Consider the following 22,650-nt stretch of genomic DNA (forward strand, 5'->3'; position numbering starts at 1 on the left):
CCCTCAGCCCGTGAGGGGAAGCTGGTAGCGGAATTCGTCGCTGGGGCCGCCCTTGAAATGGTCGGCGCCGCGGATCAGGCCGGTCCGCTCGAAGCCGAGCGCCTCGACGAGCGCGATCGACGCCGCGTTGCGGGTGTCGATCGAGGCGCCGATCGCGGTGACCGCCGGCTCGGCCGCCAGCGCCTCGACCACGGCGCCGACCGCCCGGCGACCGATGCCGCGCCCCTGGCAGCGGCGGAACACGAAATAGGCGATGTCGGCGGCGCCGGTGCCGCCGACCGTGGCCTCGACCAGCCCGGCATAGCCGTCGTCGGGAAGGCGGACCGCCCAGTTCAGCCAGGCCTGGTCCCCGGCCGGCGACCGCCGCGCCGCCAGTCGCTCGAACCGGGCCCGCAGCGCCGCGGCGTCGGCCGGCGGCTCCTGCGGAATGAAGCGGTAGAGCGCAGGGTCGGCCAGGCCGTCGAACAGCCGCTCGGCATGGCCGGGCCGGAGCGGCTCCAGCCGCAGCTCCCGGGCGGCGAGCACCGTCTCCGCCAGGGCGGCGATGCTGCTCAATGCGGCCGGTTGGGGACCGGCTGCGACAGCCGGTCGACGACGGCGATGCCGATCGCCGACAGGATGAACACGCTGTGGATCACCGTCTGCAGGATGATGCCGGTCTCGGTGTAGCCGGTGTTCTCCGGCGACCCGACATTGCCGGCGCCGATGAAGGTGCGCAGCAGGTGGATCGACGAGATGCCGATGATCGCCATGGCCAGCTTGACCTTCAGGATGCTGGCATTGACGTGGTCGAGCCACTCAGGCTGGTCGGGATGGCCGGCCAGTCTGAGGCGGGAGACGAAGGTCTCGTAGCCGCCGATGATCACCATGATCAGCAGGTTCGAGATCATCACCACGTCGATCAGCCCCAGCACCACCAGCATGATCTGCTGCTCGGTGAAATCGATGGCGTGGATCACCAGGTGCCACAGCTCCTTCAGGAACAGGAAGGCGTAGACCGCCTGCGCCACGATCAGGCCGAGATACAGCGGCAGTTGCAGCCAGCGCGAGCCGAAGATCACGGCGGGCAGCGGGCGCAGCTTGGGCGGCGTCGGATCGGGGGAGGAGTCGCGGTCCTGCGGCATCATCGGCTCCGGAAGCGGTGGTCGAGCGCCCTTATACAGGCGCGGCGCGCCCGGTCGGAGAGGGATTTCCGGAAAGCCGGCCTTGCGCCTCGATTCGTCGGGGGTGCCATTCTTTCGACAAACATGATAGGTTTGAATGGCTTGTCGTCGATCCCTGCGATCACGATGTAAGATAGGGCGCTTGTGCCCGGGGGAGTCTGGAGGGGGCCGCCATGGCCGGTAGGGGACGCTGGCTGAAGACCGCCGGTATGCTCGGTCTGGTCGCCGGATTGATCGCCGGGTGCGGCGGCGACAAGCCTCGGCCGTCCGGCAGCAACATCGCCTATTGGGAACCGCAGATCCAGAAGGCGTCGAAGCGCTTCAACGTGCCGCCGGAATGGATCCGTGAGGTGATGCGGATCGAGAGCGGCGGCCGGTCGACCTGGAAGGGCGGCCAGCCGATCACCAGCTCCGCCGGCGCCCAGGGCCTGATGCAGGTGATGCCGGCGACCTATGAGGAGCTGCGCCAGAAGCACAGCCTCGGCCGCGACCCCTACGACCCCGAGAACAACATCATGGCGGGCACGGCCTATATCCGCGAGCTGTACGAGATGTACGGCTCGCCGGGCTTCCTCGGCGCCTACAACGCCGGCCCCGGCCGCTACCGGCAATATGTCGAGGCCGGGCGCAGCCTGCCGCCGGAGACCCGGCGCTACATGGACATCGTCGGCCCGCAGATCGCTGGCATCGAGCCTGGCTCCAGCCGGCCCGACCGGATGACGCAATATGCCGAGCAGCAGATCCAGAACCGGGTCGACGATGCGGTCGCGGCCCGCACCGGGCAGCCGGGCAGCCGGTCGCCGGTGGTGATGGCGATGGCGCCGATCCCCGACCGGCTGTCGCCGGAGGAGCAGGGCACGATGAGCCGGGTCGACGCGGCCATCGCCGACCGCACCGGCCAGCCGATCCCGGCCCAGCCCATCCCGGTCCAGGCGGCGCCGATCCGGCAGGCGCCGCTGCCGGCCCCGGCGTCCCGCCCGGTGGTGGTGGCGATGCAGCCGATTCCGGACCGGGTGGCGCCGATGCCGGCACCGGTCGCAGCGGTCCGCCAGGCCGCGGTGCGGCCCGCGCCCGTCCGCATGGCGCCGATTCCCGACCGGCCGCAGGTCGCGCCGGTCGACGACGTGCTGCTGGCGATGGCCGCCTCGCAGCCGGAGCGGCCGAGCCCGGCGCCGGTCGCGACCCGCGCGGTCGCCCAGCCGCAGGCCCGGCAGGCCAGGCCCGTGCCCATGCCCTCGCCCGTGCCCGCACCGACTCCGGTGACCGTGGCGCCGACCCGGGTGGCGGCGACCGCTCCCGCGGCACCGGTCCGGCGCCAGGCCAGCGGCCTGCCCAGCGGCTGGTACGTGCCCTCGGCGCCGGCGAAATAGGAAGGCCGCCGGCGGCATCGCGTCGCAGCAATTTTCACGCGCCCGGCCGCAATCGAGGCGGCGGCCCGTGACAATCCGTGCTTGTCGCCGACCGATCGTTCTTCCGGGCGGCGGGACTCGAGATTGCATAGGATAGTATGAGGAATTGCAGCAATATTTGCTCTAAATTTACCAAATTTCTTCTTAACTCCGCAGTGATCTGTCGTGAGTGGCCAAGGAAGATGGAATTGCACACAATGATCTGCCGCTCCGTTGAAGAAGACCTCCCCTGCTGATATCGGGCTTGCAGCGGGGCGGCATCAACCGAAGGAGCACGAGATGACCCCCAGCATTGCCATTTCCGAACCAGCGCCGCAGCGATCCCCGGTTTTCGGCCGTCGGCCGGCCGTGGAAGCCCGGGAGCCGGCCCATATCGAAGTCGCCCGCAGCACGTACCGCAACCTGGCTGTCGAGCTCGACCCGGCCGACCGCACCTACTGGTGCTACATGCAGCCGGAAGGCCGGCCGAGCTTCACGCCGGGCCTGCTGCAGGACATCACCGACATGCAGCAGTCGATCCGGCGCATGTTCATCGAACGGGCGGATGAAGAGCCGCCGGTCCGCTACTTCGTCTTCGCCTCGGGCTTGCCGGGGATCTACAGCATGGGCGGCGACCTGGGCCTGTTCGTCGACAAGATCCGGCTCGGGGACCGGGCGGCGCTGCGCCGCTATGCCCACGCCGCGATCGAGCCGATCCATCGCAACTACGTCGCCTTCGACACGCCGATCATCACCATGGCGCTGGTCCAGGGCGACGCGCTGGGCGGCGGCTTCGAATGCGCGTTGTCGCTCGACATGATCGTGGCCGAGCGGAGCGCCAAGATGGGGCTGCCCGAGATCCTGTTCAACCTGTTCCCGGGCATGGGGGCGTACAGCTTCCTGTCCCGTCGCATCGGCGCGGTGGCGACCGAGAGGATGATCACCAGCGGGCGGATCTACACCGCCGAGGAGCTGCACGAGATCGGCATCGTCGACGTGCTGGCCGAGGACGGCAAGGGCACCGAGGCGGTCCACGACTACATCGCCGAGAACGGGCGCAAGTACAATGCGCACCGCGCCCTGATCCAGGCCCGGCGCCGGGTCAACCCGATCACGCTCGGCGAGCTGCGCGACGTGGTCGACATCTGGGCCGACGCATGCCTCGGTCTCGGCGAGTCCGATCTCCGCAAGATGGCGCGGCTGACCGCGGCGCAGGACCGGCGGCGCGCCGCGATCGTGCCGATCGCGGCCGAGTGACGTTGAATCTCGTGATCCGAGGGGCAGCTGAGGCGGCTGGCGGGGGAGCCGGTCGCCTCATTTTCCCGGTCTGGATCAGCCGTTCCGGGCCGGCCGGGCGGCGGCCCCGCGCCGCCGCAGCAGGATCGGGCGGAGGCGCTCCATTTCGGCCGCCAGACGCCGCAGGTTGGCCTGGCCGTTGCGGGCGAGGTCCGGCCCGCTGATCCCCTGCCAGTCCTGGCAGAGGTCCGACAGGCCGCGCGCACCGATATTCGCGGTGGCGCTGCGCAGGGCATGGGCGTTCGCCCGGAACAGCAGGGCGTCTCCCTTCTGCGCCGAGATCCTCATATCCTCGGCGATCGTCTCGATATCCGCCAGGAAATCGTCGATCAGCTCGACCAGGAAGTCGTTGCCGCCGAGGGCTTCCAGGCGGTCGATGACGCGCATGTCGACCGCGGCCGGGCCGGCCTGCGGCAGCGTCGTGACATTGTCCGGCAGCGGTGGCGGCGGCGTTGCCGGGACATGTCCCTCCAGGATGTCGTCGATCGCGGCGAACAGCTGCTCGGGCTCGATCGGCTTGGTCAGGCAGGCGTCCATGCCGGCCTCGGTGCAGCGCGCCGCGACGCCGGGCGTGGCATCGGCGGTCAGGGCGACGATCGGGAGATGCGGCCGGTCCAGCGCGGTGAAGCGGTACAGCTTGGTGGCCTCGATGCCGTTCATCACCGGCATGTTGATGTCCATCAGGACAAGATCGAAGGTCGCGGCGTCGAGCGCGTCGAGGGCTTCCTCGCCATTGGCGACCAGCTGGACCTGATGGCCGGCCCGGGTCAGCATCTCCCGCAGGACCTTCTGGTTGATGCGGTTGTCGTCCGCGACCAGGACCGTCAGGCTGCGCTGCGCCGCGGCGGGGCGGCGGACGGCCGCGGCCTTCGGCTTGCCATGCGAGCGCCCGGCCTGGGCGATGCGCAGGGCGATGCCGATGGTCCGGGCATCCGCATCCGCGGGGATCGTGGTGACGAAGACCTCTGTCAGGTCCCGCGGTGCGCCTTCGCCGACCGCCGGGCCGGCCAGCAGGATCGGGCGGACGGCCGGCGCCGAACGCAGCGCGGCGAGGACCGACGCCCGCCGGTTCGGGTCGCCCGGCAGGGCGCCGCGGTCCATGACCAGGACCGCGGCCGTGTCGGCGGAGCGCAGGGGCTGCCAGGCCAGCATCGCGTCGATCGAGCCGAAGGTCTCGACCGTGCCGGCGGCCGGCGTCAGCAGCGGCATCAGCCGTCCGATCAGCGCCGCGTCCAGGGCGATCACGCCGAGAATGGGGATCGGCTCGACGGCGGGTTGCGCTTCGGCATCGGCCGGCTGGTCGAACTCCAGCGTGAACCAGAAGGTGCTGCCGACGCCCGGGGTGCTGTCGACCCCGATCTCGCCGCCGAGCAGGGTGACCAGCCGCTTGCAGATGGCGAGGCCCAGCCCGGTACCGCCGAACCGGTCCATGATCGAGGCGTCGGCCTGCCGGAAGCTCTCGAAGATGTGGCTGGAGGCCTCCGGCGCGATGCCGATGCCGGTGTCCGAGACCTCGAAGCGCAGCCGCGTCCACTCGCCGGGCTCCGCCTCGGGCCGGACCGAGATCACCACGCTGCCGGTCTCGGTGAACTTGACGGCGTTGCCGAGCAGGTTGAGCACGACCTCCCGGAGATGCCGCTCGCTGCCCCGCAGCCGCAGCGGCACGCGATGGTCGATGTGGATGCCGAGGTGCAGGCCCTTGGCCTTCGCCTCGGTCAGCACCATCGCCCGCATCTCCGCCAGCACCGACGGCAGGTCGAAATCGGCGGCCTGCACCGTCATCTGCCCGGCTTCGATGCGGGAGAAATCCAGGATGTCGTTGATCAGCGCCAGCAGCTGCTGGCCGGCCGAGACGACGGTCTGCGTCATCTCCTGCTGCGACGGGTTCAGCTTGGTGTCGTGCAGCAGCGATCCCATGCCGATGATGGCGGTCAGCGGCGTCCGCAGCTCATGGCTGACGCTGGCCAGGAACATGCTCTTCGCCTGGCTCGCCTCCTCGGCCTGCTGCTTGGCCCTGGACAGCTTGCGGATCAGGGTGGCGGCGTAGGCCGGCAGCAGCACCATGCCGCCGAGCAGCCCGGCCGACAGGGGGGTGTGGGCGCGCCAGAACTCGGTCGTCGCCACCACCGCGCCGAACGAGACCAGGCCGGCGCCGGTGGCCAGCGCGAGGAACCCGATGCCGAAGCGGAAGCCGTTGCCGAAGATGACCCAGAGATAGATCGGGAACAGGATCGTGGTGGCCTCGCCGCCGATCTGCATCTCCCAGAACATGGCGCCGAAATCGACCAGGATGGCGACGATCCGGCGCGGGCGGCAGATCGCCGGATGCACGGCGATATGGGTCAGGATGGCGACATTCGCCGTGATGTAGCCGGCCAGGACGGCGACCGCCTCCAGGTCGTAGTGCCCGGTCGCCAGCACGTAGATCAGGATGGCGACGGCGAAGACGATGCCGTTGAGCCGCATCTCGTGTTCGCTGTCCGGACGGTTCCGGAAGCGCTGCAGGACGCGCCTGATCGGGGATCTCGATCCCGCCTGCGGCCTGCTGCCGGTCATCGGTCGCCACCGCGTCCGGGCCGTCTGGGCTGGGCGTGGGCGCCGCCGGGGATGTCGTCGACCAGCTGCAGCAGTCGCTGCCCGGCCGACACCACCCGCCGCGCCATCTCCCGCTGCACCGGGCTGAGCCTGGTGTCCTGCAGCACCGATCCGGTGCCGATGATGGCGGTCAGCGGCGTGCGCAGCTCATGGCTCATGCCGGCCAGGAGCAGGGCCTTCTCCCGGTTCTCCGCCTCGGCCACCCGCTGGTCCCTGGACAGCCTGCGGATCAGGGGCATGGCGCCGAGCGGCACCAGCAGCATGCCGCCGAACAGGCCGGCGGCCAGGGCGCCATGCGCGCTCCAGAACGGCGTCGTCGCCACCACGGCGCCGAACGAGACCAGGCCGGCCGCCGTGGCCAGGGCCAGGAAGGCCGGCCCGAACCGGAACCCGTTGCCCAGGATCACCCAGACATACAGCGGGACCAGGACGGCCGTGGTCTCGCCACCGATCTGCATGACGCAGAACAGGGCGCCGAGATCGCTGACGATGGAGAAGATCCGGCGCGGGCGGCAGATGCCGGGATACAGCAGGATGTGGCCGAGCACGGCGAGGTTGATCGCGAGGTAGGCGGGCGGGACGGCGAGGATGCCGGGGCCGTCGCCGGCCGTCGCCAGCAGATAGACCAGGATGGCGGTGCCGAAGCCGAGGGCGTTGAACCGCATTTCATGTTCGCTGTCCGGGCGGGCCCGGAGGCGCTGCGCGATGCGCGCGACCAGGGATCTTGGCCCCACCTGCGGTTTGCTGTCGGTCATCTCCAAAACCACTCCAGCCCGGCGGCGCCGTCATGCCGCCCGGGACCATTACCGAACACCGGATGGGATGGCCAAAGCCGGCCTATCCCATGCGAGCTCTCACCGCTGGTTGTTCGGCATCAACCTGAGGAAATGAACCCTCTGAACCTCGTCGCAGACCAGCATGCGGTTCCTCTCGAGCCGCCTGGGAGTTTCCTCCCCTTCGGCGGTCGCGTCTAGGGGCCAAGATCAGCGGCGGCCCGGGCCATCGGCATCCGGCTCCGGGCCGGTCTCCAGGCGGTCACGAAACCCGGCCGTCCGCCGGCCAGCGCCGCACGAAGTCTCGCAGCTGGTCGTCCGGCATCGGTCTGGCGAAATGAAATCCCTGGACCTCGTCGCAGCCCAGCCTGCGGATGGTCTCGAGCTGCTCGGGCGTTTCCACCCCTTCGGCGGTCACCTCCAGGCCGAGATCATGGCCGAGATTGGTGATCGCCCGGACGATCGCCATGTCCCCGGGGCTGGTCTCCAGGTTGCGGATGAAGCTGCGGTCGATCTTCAGGCGGTTGACCCGGAAGATCTTGAGATAGTTGAGCGAGGAATAGCCGGTGCCGAAATCGTCGATGGCGAAGCGGATGCCGAGGTCGCGCAGCTCCGCGATCTTGCTCGCCGCCGATTCCGCGTTCTGCATCAGCACGCCTTCGGTCAGCTCCAGCTCCAGCGACGACGCCGCCAGGCCGGTGTCCTGCAGCGTCTGGCGGATCAGCTGGCTGATGTCCTGCTTGCGGAACTGCAGCGACGTCAGGTTGACGCCGACGCGCAGCGACAGCCCTTCCCGGGCCCAGGCGGCGCCCTGGGCGCAGGCCTCGCGCAGCGCCCAGGTGTTCATGGCGATGATCAGCCCGCTCTCCTCCGCCGCCGGCAGGAACTGCGCCGGCAGCAGCAGGCCGCGGGTCGGGTGCTGCCAGCGCATCAGCGCCTCGGCGCCGACGATCCGGCCGCTGTGCAGGTCGATCTGCGGCTGGTAGTGCAGCACGAACTGGTCGGCCTCGACCGCGGCCCGCAGCTCGGCTTCCAGCACCACCGCGTCCTGGATGCCGACATTCAGCTCGGTGGCGAAGAAGCGGTACTCGCCCGGCCCGTCGGCCTTGGCCCGATACATCGCCAGGTCGGCGTTGCGGAACAGCTGGTCCGGATCGTTCCCATCCTGCGGATGCAGGGTGATGCCGATGCTGGCGGTCAGCGACACGGTGCTGTCGCTGCGGATGTGCGGCCGGGCGATCTCCTGCAGGATCTGCGCCGCCGTCGCCGCCGCGTCCTCGCTCCGCGCCGGCCCCAGCTGCAGCACCGCGAACTCGTCGCCGCCGAGCCGGGCGACGATGTCTCCCGGCCGCGCGGTCACGCTCAGCCGCCGCGCCACCTCCTGCAGGATCTGGTCGCCGAAATGGTGGCCCAGCGCGTCGTTGATCGACTTGAACCGGTCGAGATCCAGGAAATGCAGGGCGAAGGCGGCGTCGGCGTCCCGGGCCAGGATCCGGCGGATCCGGTTCAGCAGATGCGCCCGGTTGGGCAGGTCGGTCAGCGCGTCGTGGTTGGCCAGGTGGTGCAGATGCTCCTCGGCCAGCTTGCGGTCGGTGATGTCGAGCGCCGTGGTCAGCACGCTCTCCACCTGGTTCGTCGCGTCCCGCAGCGGCGCCTTGCTGGTCAGGAAGACCTGCCGCACGCCGCTGCGCTCGACCACCTCCTCATAGCTCGGCAGCGGCTCGCCGGAGCCGAAGACCAGCTGGTCCAGCTGCCGGCTGCGCTCGCCGCGCTCCGGCCCGAACACGGCGGCGACGTCCTCGCCGACCAGGGCCGCGGGGGTCGAGCCGCTGGTCGCCGCCTGATAGGCGTTGACGAAGACGCAGCGGCCCTCGCGGTCGGCCGCGCTGATCATCGCCGGCAGCGTGTCGATCACCTGGGCCAGCGCCTCGCGGCTGTTGCGCAGCGCCTCCTCCTGGCTGCGCCGGGTGCGCTCCAGCTCGCGCTCCAGCGTCGCGGCACGGCGCTTGACCCGCTGCTGCTGCCGGCGCAGCCGCAGCAGGTTGCGGGCCCGGGTCATGAATTCGTGGTGGTCGACCGGGCTCTGCAGGAAGTCGGTGGCGCCGGCCTCCAGCGCCTGCAGCCGGAAGCTGCGGTCGTCATAGGCGGTGATGACGATCACCGGGACATCGGCGACATGCGGGTTGCCGCGCATCCGGCGGGTGAACTCGGCGCCGTCCAGATTCGGCATCTTGTAGTCGGCGATCACCAGGTCGGGGGTGTGCCCGGTCAGCCAGTCCAGCGCCTCCAGCGGGTCGCCGAACGACTGCACCGTCACCTGGCTCTCGAGCGAGGCTGCCAGCTTGGAGAAGATGTGCCGGTTGGTGGGCCGGTCATCCAAGATGACGACGAGCGACATTCCCGCTGCTGCACTCCCTGTCGTACCCGGCTGCTGTGCTGCCCGGTGGTATGGCCCGCGGTCACTATAGAAGGGCTTTTCGCCGCATTATGAGGGAATTCGTCTGATCACCGGACGATGGTCCGCCACCCTCTACTCCGACAGGGTGGCGACCACCGGCGTGTGGTCCGACGCCTTGTCGCGGCCCCGCGGCTCGCGGTCGATGATGCAGGCCTCGAGCCGGTCGGCGATCTCCGGGCTGGCCAGCAGATGGTCGATGCGGATGCCGTTGTCGGCCTGCCAGGCCTGGCCCTGATAGTCCCAGAAGCTGTAGCCGGTGGCGGTCGGGTTCAGCGCCCGCCACGAATCGGTCAGGCCCAGGTTGGCCAGCGCCCGGAAGCGGCGGCGCGTCTCCAGCCGGAACAGCGCGTCGTCGACCCAGGCGGCCGGGTCGGCGGCGTCGCGCGCCTCGGGGATGACGTTGAAGTCGCCGCCCATGACGAAGGGCTGGCCTGCCGCCAGCAGGGTCTCGGCGCGGCGGTGCAGCCGGTCCATCCAGGCCAGCTTGTAGCCGTATTTCTCGGTGCCGGCGGGGTTGCCGTTCGGCAGGTAAAGGCCGCAGATCCGGACGCCGCGGACCGTGCCCTCGACATAGCGGGCCTGGGCATCGCCGTCGTCGCCCTCCAGCCCGGCCATCGGCTCCTCGATCGGATGCTTCGACAGCAGGGCGACGCCGTTATAGCTCTTCTGGCCGTGCACCAGCAGCTTGTAGCCCAGCGCCTCGAACTCGAAGCGCGGGAACGCGTCGGTCTCGCATTTGATCTCCTGCAGCACCGCGACGTCGGGGTCGGCGCTGCGCAGCCAGTCCAGCACGTTCGACAGCCGGGCCTTGACCGAATTGACGTTCCAGGTGGCGATGCGCATGCCTCAGCGCTCCGCCCGCAGGCGCGAAGACGGGGCGGGCAGGGTGCGGCGCATGGCTGTCCTCCGGGGCTGGGCGACCCTCCGACTCCGGCGGGCGCGACCGCTCAGAGTGCGAAGGAAGTGCCGCAGCCGCAAGAGGAGCTGGCGTTCGGGTTCTTCACCTGGAAGGAGGCGCCGATCAACTCCTCGACATAATCGATCTCGGCGCCGGCCAGGAGGTCGAGCGAGGTGTCGTCGACCACCACGGTGACATTGTCGCGCCGGAAGGTCAGGTCGTCGCCATTGACCTTGTCGTCGAAGCTGAAGCCGTACTGGAAGCCGGAGCAGCCGCCGCCGGACACCGCGATGCGCAGCATCAGAGCGTCGTTGCTCTCGGCCTTGCGCAGCTCGGCGATGCGCCGGGCGGCGCTTTCGGTCAGGTTCAGGATGCGGCCATCGTCGGGCATGGCGTGTCCATCAATCAAACGGGCGGTCAAACGGGCGATCGAAACCGGTCCCCTCCAATGTAGGGACCCGCGAGGCATCTGCAAAGCACCCACCGCGATTGCCAGCCCCGCATGCCACGGTTAGCTTGCCCTTGATGACCGCTGCCTATGCCACCGCCCCGGACCGCAGCCGCGGCCGGCTGCATGCCGAGCCGGACAGCGGCATGCGCTCGCCCTTCCAGCGCGACCGCGACCGCATCGTCCATTCCTCGGCCTTCCGCAAGCTGCAGTACAAGACCCAGGTCTTCATCTATCACGAGGGCGACTACTACCGGACCCGGCTGACCCACACGCTGGAGGTGGCGCAGATCGCCCGCACCATCTGCCGGGCGCTGGGCCTGGACGAGGATCTGGGCGAGGCGGTGGCCCTGGCGCACGACCTCGGCCACACCCCGTTCGGCCATGCCGGCGAGGACGCGCTGCACGCGGCGATGGCCGGCCATGGCGGCTTCCACCACAACGACCAGACGCTGCGCATCCTGACGGCGCTGGAGCAGCGCTACGCCGGCTTCGACGGGCTCAACCTGACCTGGGAGACGCTGGAGGGCGTGGTCAAGCACAACGGTCCGCTGCTGCCGTTGCCGCCCGGCGGCGGGCTGCCGGCGACGATCGACGCCTTCCGCGCCACCTGGGACCTCGATCTCGCCTCCCAGCCGGGGCCGGAGGCGCAGGTGGCGGCGCTGGCCGACGACATCGCCTACACCAACCACGACATCGACGACGCGGTCCGGGCCGGGCTGCTCGACCTCGACGCGCTGCGCGGCCTGCCGCTGGTCGGGCCGGTGCTGGCCGAGGTCGAGGCCCTGCATCCCGGCCTGCCGCGGCGCCGGCTGATCCATGAGACGGTGCGGCGGGTGATCGACCAGATGGTCACCGACCTGCTGGCGGAATCGCGCCGCCGCCTGGCGGAGCTGGCGCCGGGGTCGGTCGAGGCGATCCGGGCGGCGCCGACGCCGGTGATCGCCTTCTCCGATGCGGTCGCGGCCGATCTCGGCGTGGTCCGCGGCTTCATGTTCCGCGAGGTCTACCGGCACTACCTGGTCAACCGCGAGACCAGCAAGGCGCGGCGGGTGGTGCGCAGCCTGTTCGACCTGTTCACGGCCGAGCCGAACACCCTGCCGACCGACTGGCGCCGCCAGGCCGACACGGCGGGCCCGGCCGGCCTGCCGCGGCTGGTGGCCGACTACATCGCCGGCATGACCGACCGCTACGCCCTGCTCGAGCACCAGCGCCTGTTCGCCCTGGACCGGCCGGTTTGAGGTCGAAGGAGGCCCTCTCCAGAATGATTCATCATTGAATCAATTTCTTATCGCCCGTTTCTCCGATTCGCGTTACGATTCCGAATCAGTCGGGGGATAGTATGGTCGACACCGCCACGCAACTGCGACTCGCGCCGGACGGACAATGGGTGGAGGCGCCGCACGCGCTGCCCATGACCGCACCTGCCGCGGTCCAGCTCAGGCCGGTGCCGGCCTCGCCGCCCTGGCGCATCATCGTCCCGGCCGGGGTGATCCTGGTCGTGATCCTGCTGTTCGCCGGCGTCCTGATCTCGACCTACACCACCGGCGGCGCAGTGACGATGGAAGGCGGGGTGCCGCTCATCCGCGCCGACCGCGCCGAATTCCGCACCCGGCCGGAGCAGCCGGGCGGCATCGACATCCCGAACCAGGACCGCCTCGTGCTGCAGGATCTCGGCCGCCGCCAGGCGCCGGTGAATGTGGCGACCGTGCTGCCGCCGCCGGAGCAGCCGATGCCGCGGCCGGTCCAGGCCGGCACCGACCAGCGCGGCTGGCGCCTGCCGCTGCCGGCCGCCGCGCCCGGCGCCGGGGTGGTGGAGATCCTGCTGGCGCGCCCCGGCCTGGCCGCGCCGCCGCCCGAACCGGCCGCGCCGGTCCAGCCGGCCCCTGAGCCGGTTGCCGCGACACCGGCCGCGAATCCCGCACCCGTTGCCGAACCGGCCCCGGTCCAGATCGCTGCGCTGGCGCCGGCGGCGCCGGTTCCCGCCGCGCCTGCGCTCCAGGCCGCTCAGCCTGACGACCCGATCGCGGCGCTGCTGAACAACCCGGCCGCCGCCGGTGGCTGGATCGATCCCGATGCCCATGCGCCGGCTCAGGTCGCGGCCGTGCCGGCCATGCCGGTGATCGTCGCCGTGCCGGCTGGGCGCTTCGCGGCCCAGATCGCGGCCGTGACCTCGCCGCAGGAGGCGCAGGCCGAATGGGCCCGCTTCCAGCGCCGCTACCCCGACCTGTTCGGCGCGCTGCAGCTCGCCGTGCCGCAGGTCTCGGCCTCGACCCGCCTCGGCTACCGCGTCCAGGCGGTGCCGCTCGACCAGGCAACGGCGACGCGGCTGTGCGAGGCCCTGGCCAGCGAGAAGACCGGCTGCCTCGTCGTTCCCCGCTGATCCCGAGCCCCCTTTCATGCCTCAGGCGATCCTGTTCGGCTGTGCCGGCCCCGTCCTGACGGCGGAAGACCGGCGGTTCTTCCGCGACGCCGATCCGCTCGGCTTCATCCTGTTCCGCCGCAACTGCGAGACGCCGGACCAGCTCAAGGCCCTGGTCGCCGATCTGCGCGGCGCGGTCGGCCGCCGGGCGCCGGTGATGATCGACCAGGAGGGCGGGCGCGTCGCCCGGCTGCGGCCGCCGCACTGGCCGGCCTTCCCGGCGGCCGGCCGCTTCGGCGCGCTGGCGGGCGCCGCCGGCATCGACACCGTGGCCGCGCCGGTGCTCGATCTCGACCTGCCCGGCGCCGACCGCACGGTGGTCGGCGACCGCGCCTTTTCCGGCGATCCGGCCGTCGTCGCCCGGCTCGGCCGCGCCGTGGCCGAAGGGCTGCTCGACGGCGGCGCCCTGCCGGTGATCAAGCATCTGCCCGGCCATGGCCGGTCGCGGGTCGACAGCCATGTCGCCCTGCCGGTGGTGGAGGCCGATCTGGAGACGCTGGAGCGCACCGATTTCGCGCCGTTCCGGGACCTCGCCGGCCTGCCCTGGGGCATGACCGGCCATCTCGTCTTCACCGCGCTCGATCCCGGCCATCCGGTCACCCAGTCGCCGACCGCGATCCGCGACGCGGTGCGCGGCCGCATCGGCTTCGACGGGGTGCTGTGCAGCGACGACCTGTCGATGGGTGCGCTGGCCGGCCCGCTGCCGCAGCGGGCCGAACGGGCCCTGGCCGCCGGTTGCGACCTGGCCTTGCACTGCAACGGCGACCTGGCGGAGATGCGGGCGATCGCGGCGGTGCTCCCGCCGATCGGCCCCGAGACCGCGGCCCGCCTGGCCCGCGGCGAAGCCCGGCGCCGCCCGGCGGCCGACCGCCCGGTCGAGAGCTATCTCGAGCGGGTGAAGGAGTTGTTGGGCCGCCTGCCCTCCGTGTGATCGAGGTTGCTTCGCCGCTCGCGGGCGGCGAAACTCCGGCCATGCTGGAAGACTGGTCGAAGGTCGATGCGCCGCCGGTGACGAACCGGGAGGACGCCGCCTTCATTCTCTCATTCGAATCCTATGAAGGGCCGATCGATCTGCTGCTCGAACAGGCGCGCGAGCAGAAGGTCGACCTGACCCAGATCTCCATCCTGGCGCTGGCCGACCAGTACCTCGCCTTCGTCGAGCAGGCGCGGCGGCTGTCGTTGGAGCTGGCGGCGCATTACCTGGTGATGGCGGCCTGGCTGGCCTATCTCAAGTCGCGCCTGCTGCTGCCCGCCCCGCCGGGCGACGACGAGCCGAGCGGCGCCGAGCTGGCCGAGGCCCTGGCCTTCCAGCTGCGCCGGCTGAACGCGATGCGCGAGGTCGGGCAGGCGCTGATGGCGCGGCCGCAGCTCGGCCACGACCTGTTCGCCCGCGGCGCCGTGGAGGAGGATGAGGCGACCCCGACCTCGGTCTGGGCCGTGTCGCTCTACGACCTGCTCAAGGCCTATGCCGAGCATTACCGGGCCAAGGCGGCGGCCGAGGGCAGCCTGCGCATCGAGGCCTCGGTGCTGTACTCGCCGGAGCAGGCGCTGGAGCGGCTCGAGGCGATGCTCGGCCGGTTCCCGAACTGGACCACGCTCGCCGCCTTCCTGCCGCCGCTGACCGGCAGCCCGCTGGTGCGGCGCTCGGCGCTCGCCTCCACCTTCGTCGCCACGCTCGAGCTGGCCAAGGCCGGCCGGCTCGTCCTCCGCCAGGACGGTCCGTTCGGCCCGATCTGGCTCAAGGCCCAGACTCCCCAGACCACCGAAGAATGACCGAACCCACCCAAGCCCTGCGTCTGGTCGAAGCCATGCTGTTCGCGTCGCCGGCGCCCTTGACCGAGGCGGCGATCGCCGAGCGCCTGCCCGACGGCGCCGACGTGCCCGAGCTGATCGACACGCTGGTCGAGCAGTATCGCGGTCGCGGCGTCGCCCTGATGCCGGTCGCCGGCGGCTGGGCCTTCCGCACCGCGCTCGACCTGGCGCCGCTGCTGCGCGACGCCGGCCATGTCGTGCGCCGGATGACCCGGGCGGCGCTGGAGACACTGGCGATCATCGCCTACCACCAGCCGGTGACGCGGCCCGAGATCGAGGCGGTGCGCGGCGTCGCCGTGGCCAAGGGCACGCTCGACACCCTGCTGGAGGCCGGCTGGATCGCGCCCGGCCGGCGCCGGCAGCAGCCCGGGCGGCCGCTGACCTGGATCACCACCCAGGGCTTCCTCGACCATTTCGGCCTCGCCGGGCTCGAGGACCTGCCGAGCGTCGACGAGCTCAAGGCCTCCGGCCTGCTCGACACCCGCCCGGCCATGGCCGTCCTGCCCGGCGGCACCCTGTCCGGCGAGGACGGGCCGGAGCCGCCCGAGGAGGACGAGAGGGAGTAGCGGAACGGGCCGCGCCGTGCCGTTTTCGCCGCCGCCGGAGGCCAGGATTTCCGCGCCATTTCGCCCCGCCCGCCGGCATTGCGGTGGCGGGGGGTTTCTGCGATGATCCGGCCGCCTTGGGGCTGGAGGAAAAGTTTATGGGTGGTTTGAGTATTTGGCATTGGTTGATCGTTCTGGTGGTCGTGCTCCTGATCTTCGGGAACCGGCTGCCGCGGGCGATGGGCGACCTGGCCAAAGGGATCAAGAACTTCAAGTCCGGGCTGTCGGACGACCCCAAGAACGAAGGGTCGGCCGATCAGCCGGCCGTGCCGCCGCCCGCGGGCACCGAAGCCGGCAGTCCGAACCGGACGACCGTCGACCGCCAATAGTCCCTTCGGGGAACCGGAACCGCGCCCCGTCCTCGGCGGCGGGGCGTGATGGACGAATGTGATGTTCGGTTTCGACTGGTCGGAGTTGATGATCATCGTGGTCGTGGCACTCATCGTGCTCGGCCCGAAGGATCTGCCGCGTGCCCTCTATCAGCTGGGCAAATGGACGCGCCATGCCCGCCGCATCACCGGCGAGTTCCAGCGCCATGTCGACGACATCGTGCGCCAGGCCGAGCTCGAGGAGGTGCGCAAGACCGTCCAGGACGCGGCCAAGTCGCTCGACGTCCGCGGCCAGGTGGCCGAGCACGTCAACACGGTCCTGGACCCGGTCAAGGACATCAAGCAGGCCTTCGACAAGGCGGCGCCCGGCGCCACGCCGCTGGCCGAGCCCGACAAGGCCGCGACCAACGGCCAGGCGGTACCCGGGCCGCAGCCGGTAGAAGGGCCGCAGCCCGGGCCGACGGCCCCGGCTCCTGAGACCCCGGCCGCCGCCGCCGAACCCGCGCCGGCCATTGTTCCCGCGTCGCCGGCAACATCACCCGCGGCCGCTCCGGCCACCACCCCGACCGACCGCGCGAGCTGATCCATGGCGCCCTCCGACAAGGAGATCGAAGACAAGCAGATGCCCCTGATGGAGCATCTGCTGGAGCTGCGCACGCGGCTGATCTATGCCGTGGTCGCGATCCTGGTCGGGTTCTTCATCTGCTACCACTTCGCCGAGACGATCTACCTGTTCCTGACCCAGCCGCTGGCCGATGCGCTGCCGCCGGGCCAGCCGAAGTCGATGATCTACACGGCGCTGACCGAGGTGTTCTTCACCTACATCAAGATCGGCTTCTGGGGCGGCTTCTGCCTGGCCTTCCCGGTGGTGGCGAGCCAGCTGTGGATGTTCGTGGCGCCCGGCCTGTACAAGAACGAGCGCAACGCCTTCCTGCCGTTCCTGGCCCTCAGCCCGGTGATGTTCATCGCCGGCGGGCTGTTCGTGTACTACTTCGTGTTCCCGCTGGCCTGGAGGTTCTTCCTGTCCTTCCAGGTCATGGGGCCCGATGTCGGCAGCGGCCTCGAGATCAGGCTCGACGCCAAGGTGTCGGACTATCTCGACCTGGTGATGCGTCTGCTGCTGGCCTTCGGCATCGCCTTCCAGCTGCCGGTGCTGCTGACGCTGCTGGTCCGCGTCGGCATCCTCAGCGTCGCCACGCTGAAGAGCAAGCGGCGCTACGCCATCGTCATCGTCTTCGTCGTCGCCGCGGTGCTGACCCCGCCGGACGCGATCAGCCAGGTGGCGCTCGCCGTGCCGATGCTGCTGCTCTACGAGATCGCGATCCTGATCGGCGGCATGATCGAGCGCGACCGCGCCAAGCGCGACGCGGAGGCCGAGGCGGAAGACACCGACAACGGCACCGCGGCCTAGCCCGGCTCAGCCCTTCGCCGCGGCCTCCAGCGTGGCGATGTCGAGCTTCACCATCTGCAGCATCGCCTCGGCGACGCGCTTCGCCTTGGCCTGGTCGGGATCGCCCATCAGTTCGCCCAGCCGCTTCGGCACGATCTGCCAGGACAGACCCCAGCGGTCCTTCAGCCAGCCGCACTGCTCGATCGCGCCGCCCTCCTTGAGCGCATCCCACAGCCGGTCGATCTCGGCCTGGGTGTCGCATTCGACGCTGATCGAGAAGGCGTGGTTGAACGGGTCCAGCGGCCCGGCCTCGATCGCCTGGTAGCGCTGGTCGCCGAGGGTGAAGGACGCGATCCGGACGCTGCCCGCCGGGCCGCTCGGGGTATCGACCGGCAGCGGCGTGACCCAATGCACTGCCGAGCCCGGGATCAGCCCGGTGTAGAAGCCGATCGCGGCCTCCATGTCCTTCTCGAACCAGAGATGCTGGGTGACCTTCATCGCGATGCTCCTTCCTCGGTCGCGCGGCCGCGCGCAGGGCCGCTCCTGTAGCTAAGGACGGTCGGGATCGGCCGTTCCCGACAGGACCGTGCGAAATTCGTAAGGCCAGGACGATCGGCCAATATCCTCCGGGCCGGCGGAGGCCTAGGGTGAGGCGGGCGGTTTCGGGAGGCGGCGATGGCCGGGCAGGGGCATGTCGGCAGGACGGATGTCGCCGCTCTGGAGCGGTTCCTCGCCGACTCGGCGACGGCCGCGCCCTCGCAATACGCCTTCGTCCGCCGCGGCAGGGTGATGTGCTTCTACGCCGATTCCGGCGTGGCGCTGGAGGTCGGGGCCCGCTGCTTCCCCGACCGCGAATTCTCCGTCATCGACATCCACGCCCGGAAGGTGGTGCTGCCGCACTGACCGGGCGTTCGTCCGGATGCGCCAAACGAGGGTTTGGCCAACTTCAGCTCACGTCTCAGCGAAGAAATCCTCGTTTGGATAGGCCATCATTTCCGCCTATCCAGGGTCGAACCGCGGCGCCGTTCCCCACCCGACTCATGGAGACAGGATTGACGATCTCGGTATCGCGCCTTCTGCTCGCGCTCGGCATGCTCGCCGCCCTGGTCCCCGACGCCCGCGTCCCCGGCGCCCAGGCTGCCGGCGAACCGCTCGCCCGCATCGTCGACGCGGCGGTCCGGCCGGTGATGGCGGAGAACGAGGTTCCGGGCATCGCCGTGGCGGTCACGGTCGGGGGCCGGCAGTCCTTCTTCAACTACGGCGTCGCCGCGAAGGACAGCGGTGGGAAGGTGACGGAGGATACGCTGTTCGAGATCGGCTCGGTCAGCAAGACCTTCACCGCGACCCTCGCCGCCACGGCGCAGCTGCAGGGGACCCTCTCCCTCTCCGACAGTGCGAGCAAATACCTGCCGGAGCTGGCCGGCAGCAGCTTCGACCGGATCAGCGTGCTCGAGCTCGGCACCTACACCGCGGGCGGCCTGCCGCTGCAGTTCCCGGACGACGTCACCGATCCGGACCGGATGATCGCCTACTACCGGAACTGGCGCCCGGCCTATGCCCCCGGCACCAAGCGGCTGTACTCGAACCCGAGCATCGGCCTGTTCGGCTATCTCGCCGCCCGCAGCATGCACAAGCCGTTCGACGAGCTGATGGAGCAGCAGATCTTCCCGACGCTCGGCCTGAACCGGACCTATATCCGGGTGCCGCAGGATCAGATGGGCGGCTACGCCTGGGGCATTTCCAAAGCGGGCAAGCCGGTCCGGGTGACGCCGGGCGTGCTGGATGCGGAGGCCTATGGCGTGAAGACCACCGCGGCCGACATGATCCGCTTCGTCGAGGCCAACATCGACGGCGCGAAGCTGGACGACACGCTGCGCCGCGCCATCGCCGCGACCCATGCCGGCTACTACCGGATCGGCGACATGACCCAGGGCCTGGGCTGGGAGATGGTCGACTGGCCGACCGATCTCGACCGGCTGCTGGCCGCGAACTCCGCCGAGATGAGCCAGAAGCCCAACCCAGCCACCCGGCTGGAGCCGCCGCTGCCGCCGCGGGACGAGGTGCTGATCAACAAGACCGGCTCCACCAACGGCTTCGGCGCCTATGTCGCCTTCGTTCCCGCCCGCGGCATCGGCGTGGTGATCCTGGCGAACCGCAACTACCCGATCGCGGCGCGGGTGCAGGCCGCCTACCGGATTCTGGCCGCGCTGGACGGCGAGGCCGGCTGACCGGCATCCGCCGCCGGGGCACGGCGTGTCCGGTTGAGGGCTTTCGGGGTGTGGAAGAAGAACGGAGTTCAATTTTTATTGTCATCCTCGGGCTTGACCCGAGGATCCAGGGGCCACCCAGAGCGGCATCGACATTCCCTGGATGCCCGGGTCAAGCCCCATAGGCGCTAAGATAGTGGATTCCCGAGAAGGAGAGATCGTGATTCAAGCTTGGGATGACGCACGATCTGACGAATGACGCGGACTGGCAGGATGTGGTTGAGCGCCTTGGCGGCGCCGAGGCGCTGAGGGTATCGGCGCGAGACCACAAGGCGTTCCAGCGGGCGCGCGGGGTGAAGGACGCGGCGAGTTTGCTGCGGCTGGCCTTGATGTATGGCCCCGGCGGCCTGTCGCTGCGGAGCACCGTGGCGATGGCGGCGATGGGCGGGATCGCCACCCTGTCCGATGTGGCGCTGCTGGGACGGCTGCGCGCGGCCGGCCCCTGGCTGGAGGCGCTGTGCAGCGAGCGACTCAGCCGGTGGGCTCAGGACTTGAGCGTCACGCCGGGGGACCGGCCGATCCGGATCGTCGACGGCATCCGTCTCACCGGGCCGGGCGGCCGGACGATGCGGCTGCATCTGGCCTATGATCTCCCCGAGGGGCGGATCAGTCACAGTGTCCTCACCGATCTGTCCGGTGCGGAGAAGCTGACCCGAACGCCGGTGCGGCCCGGCGAGATCCGTCTCGGCGACCGCGGCTATCCCCGTCCCGACGACCTCGCCACAATCCGGGCCGCCGGCGCCGATGTGGTCGTCCGCCTCACCTGGAACAGCCTCAGCCTGGCCCATCCGGATGGCCGGCCGTTCGCCTGGATGCCCCTGTTCGAGGCGTCGGCCGCGCATGGCCAAGCCGACGCCGCCGTTCTGGTCGAGAAGGCCCGCGACCCGGAATGGTCGCCCCTGCCCATGCGTCTGGTGGTGATCCGAAAGCCGCCAGAGGCCGCAGCCCAGAGCCGGGAGCGGGCCCGACGCGCCAGCGCCAAGAACCAGCACCGCACCGATCCCCGCACCCTGGCCGCCGCCGACCATGTCCTGCTCCTCACCTCCCTACCGCCCGACCTCTATCCGCCGGAGCGCATCGGTGCCCTCTATCGCCTGCGATGGCAGATCGAGCTCGCCTTCAAGCGGCTCAAATCTCTCCTCCACATCGATCAACTCCCGGCCAAGCATCCAGACCTCGTCCGCTCTTGGATCCTGGCCCATCTGCTCCTCGCCCTGCTGATCGACGATGCCGCGGCCCTGCCCGCGGCCTTTCCCCCCTGAGCTGCCAACTCCTCAGCCTCTCTCACTCTGGCGCTTCACCGCGCTTCTCCTCCGCTCCGCTCTCGCCGCCATCTGCCCGGTTCCCGCCTGGGCAGACCTCCACAACCTCGCCCACAAGGCTTGGCGATACCTCGCAGAGCCTCCCCGAAAACGCTCCCTTCTGGCCCGTCTCCGACTATCTTAGCGCCTATGGGGTCAAGCCCGGGCATGACAATTAAAAATTGAATAGTAGGGTCTTGGCATCTCTCGTTGCTTGCTATTCGGGTTCAACCAGACAGCCGTGCCTTCAGGGCCTCCGCTACAGCCGCAACCCGATCCGGCCTCCCATCGACTCCCGCCGTCACCAGATCTGAAGCGCGTCGGCCGTCCGGCTCCTGCGGTGGCGACGCGCGACAGGATCGGTGAACGGGGTGTGCGATGAATGTGAATGGCTGGGTCTCCGCATTCGAGCTGGCGGAGGTCAATATTCCGCAGGCGGCGGCGTATTTTCTGAACAGTGATGCGACGGACCAGGATCTGCGGAACCTGGTCCAGACATTGCGGATGCGCGGCTGGGAATTCGCGGACACGCTGGCGGCCGAGCTCGGGCTGCTCGCGCCGCCGCCGATGATGGCGCCGCACGGCTTCGTGGCCCCGGGCGGATTTCAGCAGGCCGTCCATCAGCCCGTCATTCCACCCGGCTTCGCCCCATATCCCCCGACATACGCGCCAGTCATCCCGACGCAGCCGGCCGGGGGCGGGTGGGGGCCGGCACAGCCGATGCCTCACGGGCAGGCCTATTACGCTCCCCCGCCGCAGCATCCCCAGATGCACGCCGTCCAGCCGGGATGGCAGCCCCAGGCCTATGTCAACCCAGGGCCCGTCCAGCCGCCGCCGCCTGTGCTGTCGCAGGCCGACAGGGTGCAATACGCCGATCTGGCGACCAACTCCGGCCTGTTCGGCACCAATCGGCTGACCCGGGTCAGCCGCAGCGGCCTGCCGCCCCATCTGCAGCTCGCAGATGTCGCCATGGACGGGATGGAGGCCATGGTCTGCACCAATGCCCAACAGGCACTCGGCACGGCCGGCCTGGGGCCGTGCATCGCGGTCTGCGCCCGGGGCGTCAACCCCCAGGGCCAGGAGGTGATCGGGCTCTGGCATGCCTCATACGACGAAGATCAGGTCAATCTCCGAAACAACCTCCGCGCGGGGCTTGGCCAGCTGATGGGGAAAATGACCAGGCGGCAGGCGGCGCAGGTGGAGTTTTCCCTGGCCGGCGGAATGAAGCAGCCCAATGCCCGCTGCATCGAATTCGGCGAGACGTTTCTGTCTCTCCGGGGCGAATACCCGATCGTCGCCGCGGAGATTCACCATTGCGAACGCGAGGACCAGGCGACGGATGTCGTCATGACCGCCGGCGGGACCTACCATGGTGTGAATCTCTACGATCCGCCGCCGTTCTGATCCAGGGCGCACCGTAGGTTGGGTTCGCGTCCCGCGAACCCAACAGCAACAGACGCGCCGGGTGATGGAATGTTGGGTTCGCTTGCAGCGAACCCAACCTA

At 70.0% G+C, this 22,650-nt stretch carries 22 protein-coding genes; 14 read left to right on the forward strand and 8 right to left on the reverse strand.

What is annotated here, in order from left to right:
• Positions 1 to 3 precede the first annotated feature (3 nt).
• Positions 4 to 555: a GNAT family N-acetyltransferase gene (locus ACTOWL_RS02370; protein WP_441319584.1), complete on the reverse strand. Its 552-nt coding sequence runs from the start codon at positions 553 to 555 to the stop codon at positions 4 to 6.
• On the reverse strand, positions 552 to 1,124 hold the full coding sequence (locus ACTOWL_RS02375; RefSeq protein WP_441319585.1) for a TIGR00645 family protein: 573 nt from the start codon (positions 1,122 to 1,124) through the stop codon (positions 552 to 554). Before ACTOWL_RS02375 ends, ACTOWL_RS02370 begins: the two co-directional genes overlap by 4 nt.
• A 212-nt stretch (positions 1,125 to 1,336) precedes the next feature.
• Here ACTOWL_RS02375 and ACTOWL_RS02380 point away from each other — a divergent pair, with 212 nt between their 5' ends.
• A complete protein-coding gene (locus ACTOWL_RS02380) occupies positions 1,337 to 2,533 on the forward strand; it encodes a transglycosylase SLT domain-containing protein (RefSeq protein WP_441319586.1) in 1,197 nt (398 codons plus the stop codon).
• Between the two features lie 318 nt (positions 2,534 to 2,851).
• Positions 2,852 to 3,808 (forward strand): crotonase/enoyl-CoA hydratase family protein, encoded by a 957-nt coding sequence (locus ACTOWL_RS02385; RefSeq protein WP_441319587.1) that lies wholly within the window; start codon positions 2,852 to 2,854, stop codon positions 3,806 to 3,808.
• Between the two features lie 75 nt (positions 3,809 to 3,883).
• Here ACTOWL_RS02385 and ACTOWL_RS02390 read toward each other — a convergent pair whose 3' ends face one another.
• The 5 genes from ACTOWL_RS02390 to erpA form a co-directional block, all read right to left on the reverse strand.
• Entirely contained in the window at positions 3,884 to 6,403 is a 2,520-nt protein-coding gene (locus tag ACTOWL_RS02390) for an ATP-binding protein (RefSeq protein WP_441319588.1), read from the reverse strand.
• On the reverse strand, positions 6,400 to 7,197 hold the full coding sequence (locus ACTOWL_RS02395; RefSeq protein ID WP_441319589.1) for a histidine kinase dimerization/phospho-acceptor domain-containing protein: 798 nt from the start codon (positions 7,195 to 7,197) through the stop codon (positions 6,400 to 6,402). The genes ACTOWL_RS02390 and ACTOWL_RS02395 overlap by 4 nt, the downstream gene beginning before the upstream one ends.
• Positions 7,198 to 7,477: 280 nt before the next feature.
• Entirely contained in the window at positions 7,478 to 9,613 is a 2,136-nt protein-coding gene (locus ACTOWL_RS02400; protein WP_441319590.1) for a GGDEF/EAL domain-containing response regulator, read from the reverse strand.
• A gap of 132 nt (positions 9,614 to 9,745) precedes the next feature.
• Positions 9,746 to 10,516, reverse strand: coding sequence for an exodeoxyribonuclease III (xth, locus tag ACTOWL_RS02405; protein WP_441319591.1), 771 nt, complete (start codon positions 10,514 to 10,516; stop codon positions 9,746 to 9,748).
• A 104-nt stretch (positions 10,517 to 10,620) separates the two neighbouring features.
• Positions 10,621 to 10,962: an iron-sulfur cluster insertion protein ErpA gene (erpA, locus tag ACTOWL_RS02410; RefSeq protein WP_395678672.1), complete on the reverse strand. Its 342-nt coding sequence runs from the start codon at positions 10,960 to 10,962 to the stop codon at positions 10,621 to 10,623.
• 134 nt (positions 10,963 to 11,096) lie between these two features.
• Here erpA and ACTOWL_RS02415 point away from each other — a divergent pair, with 134 nt between their 5' ends.
• From ACTOWL_RS02415 to tatC, 8 genes are all read left to right on the forward strand, one after another.
• On the forward strand, positions 11,097 to 12,260 hold the full coding sequence (locus tag ACTOWL_RS02415) for a deoxyguanosinetriphosphate triphosphohydrolase (protein ID WP_441319592.1): 1,164 nt from the start codon (positions 11,097 to 11,099) through the stop codon (positions 12,258 to 12,260).
• Between the two features lie 173 nt (positions 12,261 to 12,433).
• Positions 12,434 to 13,402, forward strand: a complete 969-nt coding sequence (locus ACTOWL_RS02420; RefSeq protein WP_441319593.1) for an SPOR domain-containing protein — start codon at positions 12,434 to 12,436, stop codon at positions 13,400 to 13,402.
• Positions 13,403 to 13,418: 16 nt separating this feature from the next.
• A complete protein-coding gene (locus ACTOWL_RS02425) occupies positions 13,419 to 14,372 on the forward strand; it encodes a glycoside hydrolase family 3 N-terminal domain-containing protein (protein ID WP_441319594.1) in 954 nt (317 codons plus the stop codon).
• 41 nt (positions 14,373 to 14,413) lie between these two features.
• A complete protein-coding gene (locus ACTOWL_RS02430) occupies positions 14,414 to 15,214 on the forward strand; it encodes a segregation and condensation protein A (protein ID WP_441319595.1) in 801 nt (266 codons plus the stop codon).
• Positions 15,211 to 15,819, forward strand: coding sequence for an SMC-Scp complex subunit ScpB (scpB, locus tag ACTOWL_RS02435; protein WP_441319596.1), 609 nt, complete (start codon positions 15,211 to 15,213; stop codon positions 15,817 to 15,819). The genes ACTOWL_RS02430 and scpB overlap by 4 nt, the downstream gene beginning before the upstream one ends.
• 116 nt (positions 15,820 to 15,935) lie before the next feature.
• A complete protein-coding gene (tatA, locus tag ACTOWL_RS02440) occupies positions 15,936 to 16,187 on the forward strand; it encodes a twin-arginine translocase TatA/TatE family subunit (protein WP_441319597.1) in 252 nt (83 codons plus the stop codon).
• Positions 16,188 to 16,248: 61 nt separating this feature from the next.
• On the forward strand, positions 16,249 to 16,770 hold the full coding sequence (tatB, locus tag ACTOWL_RS02445; RefSeq protein ID WP_441319598.1) for a Sec-independent protein translocase protein TatB: 522 nt from the start codon (positions 16,249 to 16,251) through the stop codon (positions 16,768 to 16,770).
• Between the two features lie 3 nt (positions 16,771 to 16,773).
• Positions 16,774 to 17,598 carry a twin-arginine translocase subunit TatC gene (tatC, locus tag ACTOWL_RS02450; protein ID WP_441319599.1) on the forward strand — a complete coding sequence of 275 codons (825 nt, stop codon included), beginning with the start codon at positions 16,774 to 16,776 and terminating at the stop codon, positions 17,596 to 17,598.
• A 6-nt stretch (positions 17,599 to 17,604) separates the two neighbouring features.
• On the opposite strand, the gene ACTOWL_RS02455 is transcribed toward tatC, so the two are convergent.
• Positions 17,605 to 18,075, reverse strand: coding sequence for a VOC family protein (locus ACTOWL_RS02455; RefSeq protein ID WP_441319600.1), 471 nt, complete (start codon positions 18,073 to 18,075; stop codon positions 17,605 to 17,607).
• 177 nt (positions 18,076 to 18,252) lie between these two features.
• Here ACTOWL_RS02455 and ACTOWL_RS02460 point away from each other — a divergent pair, with 177 nt between their 5' ends.
• From ACTOWL_RS02460 to ACTOWL_RS02475, 4 genes are all read left to right on the forward strand, one after another.
• On the forward strand, positions 18,253 to 18,480 hold the full coding sequence (locus ACTOWL_RS02460; protein WP_441319601.1) for a hypothetical protein: 228 nt from the start codon (positions 18,253 to 18,255) through the stop codon (positions 18,478 to 18,480).
• Positions 18,481 to 18,668: 188 nt separating this feature from the next.
• On the forward strand, positions 18,669 to 19,805 hold the full coding sequence (gene ampC / locus ACTOWL_RS02465; protein ID WP_441319610.1) for a class C beta-lactamase: 1,137 nt from the start codon (positions 18,669 to 18,671) through the stop codon (positions 19,803 to 19,805).
• Positions 19,806 to 20,020: 215 nt separating this feature from the next.
• Complete coding sequence (locus tag ACTOWL_RS02470; RefSeq protein ID WP_441319602.1) at positions 20,021 to 21,106, forward strand: IS4 family transposase; 1,086 nt, start codon at positions 20,021 to 20,023, stop codon at positions 21,104 to 21,106.
• A 417-nt stretch (positions 21,107 to 21,523) separates the two neighbouring features.
• Positions 21,524 to 22,549, forward strand: coding sequence for a hypothetical protein (locus ACTOWL_RS02475; RefSeq protein ID WP_441319603.1), 1,026 nt, complete (start codon positions 21,524 to 21,526; stop codon positions 22,547 to 22,549).
• The last annotated feature ends 101 nt before the right edge of the window (positions 22,550 to 22,650 follow it).

Origin of the sequence: Inquilinus sp. CA228 (assembly GCF_052078665.1) — a bacterium.
Lineage (GTDB): Bacteria > Pseudomonadota > Alphaproteobacteria > DSM-16000 > Inquilinaceae > Inquilinus.

What these genes read in the sequence shown, in the direction of transcription:
- scpB (WP_441319596.1), top strand. Translation starts at nt 15,211, where the DNA reads ATGACCGAACCCACCCAAGCCCTGCGTCTGGTCGAAGCCATGCTGTTC.
- ACTOWL_RS02420 (WP_441319593.1), top strand. Translation starts at nt 12,434, where the DNA reads ATGACCGCACCTGCCGCGGTCCAGCTCAGGCCGGTGCCGGCCTCGCCG.
- ACTOWL_RS02460 (WP_441319601.1), top strand. Translation starts at nt 18,253, where the DNA reads ATGGCCGGGCAGGGGCATGTCGGCAGGACGGATGTCGCCGCTCTGGAG.
- xth (WP_441319591.1), bottom strand. Translation starts at nt 10,516, where the DNA reads ATGCGCATCGCCACCTGGAACGTCAATTCGGTCAAGGCCCGGCTGTCG.
- ACTOWL_RS02425 (WP_441319594.1), top strand. Translation starts at nt 13,419, where the DNA reads ATGCCTCAGGCGATCCTGTTCGGCTGTGCCGGCCCCGTCCTGACGGCG.
- ACTOWL_RS02415 (WP_441319592.1), top strand. Translation starts at nt 11,097, where the DNA reads ATGACCGCTGCCTATGCCACCGCCCCGGACCGCAGCCGCGGCCGGCTG.
- ACTOWL_RS02475 (WP_441319603.1), top strand. Translation starts at nt 21,524, where the DNA reads ATGAATGTGAATGGCTGGGTCTCCGCATTCGAGCTGGCGGAGGTCAAT.
- erpA (WP_395678672.1), bottom strand. Translation starts at nt 10,962, where the DNA reads ATGCCCGACGATGGCCGCATCCTGAACCTGACCGAAAGCGCCGCCCGG.
- ampC (WP_441319610.1), top strand. Translation starts at nt 18,669, where the DNA reads ATGCTCGCCGCCCTGGTCCCCGACGCCCGCGTCCCCGGCGCCCAGGCT.
- ACTOWL_RS02385 (WP_441319587.1), top strand. Translation starts at nt 2,852, where the DNA reads ATGACCCCCAGCATTGCCATTTCCGAACCAGCGCCGCAGCGATCCCCG.
- tatC (WP_441319599.1), top strand. Translation starts at nt 16,774, where the DNA reads ATGGCGCCCTCCGACAAGGAGATCGAAGACAAGCAGATGCCCCTGATG.
- ACTOWL_RS02430 (WP_441319595.1), top strand. Translation starts at nt 14,414, where the DNA reads ATGCTGGAAGACTGGTCGAAGGTCGATGCGCCGCCGGTGACGAACCGG.
- ACTOWL_RS02470 (WP_441319602.1), top strand. Translation starts at nt 20,021, where the DNA reads ATGACGCACGATCTGACGAATGACGCGGACTGGCAGGATGTGGTTGAG.
- ACTOWL_RS02375 (WP_441319585.1), bottom strand. Translation starts at nt 1,124, where the DNA reads ATGCCGCAGGACCGCGACTCCTCCCCCGATCCGACGCCGCCCAAGCTG.
- tatB (WP_441319598.1), top strand. Translation starts at nt 16,249, where the DNA reads ATGTTCGGTTTCGACTGGTCGGAGTTGATGATCATCGTGGTCGTGGCA.
- ACTOWL_RS02390 (WP_441319588.1), bottom strand. Translation starts at nt 6,403, where the DNA reads ATGACCGGCAGCAGGCCGCAGGCGGGATCGAGATCCCCGATCAGGCGC.
- ACTOWL_RS02455 (WP_441319600.1), bottom strand. Translation starts at nt 18,075, where the DNA reads ATGAAGGTCACCCAGCATCTCTGGTTCGAGAAGGACATGGAGGCCGCG.
- ACTOWL_RS02395 (WP_441319589.1), bottom strand. Translation starts at nt 7,197, where the DNA reads ATGACCGACAGCAAACCGCAGGTGGGGCCAAGATCCCTGGTCGCGCGC.
- ACTOWL_RS02380 (WP_441319586.1), top strand. Translation starts at nt 1,337, where the DNA reads ATGGCCGGTAGGGGACGCTGGCTGAAGACCGCCGGTATGCTCGGTCTG.
- ACTOWL_RS02400 (WP_441319590.1), bottom strand. Translation starts at nt 9,613, where the DNA reads ATGTCGCTCGTCGTCATCTTGGATGACCGGCCCACCAACCGGCACATC.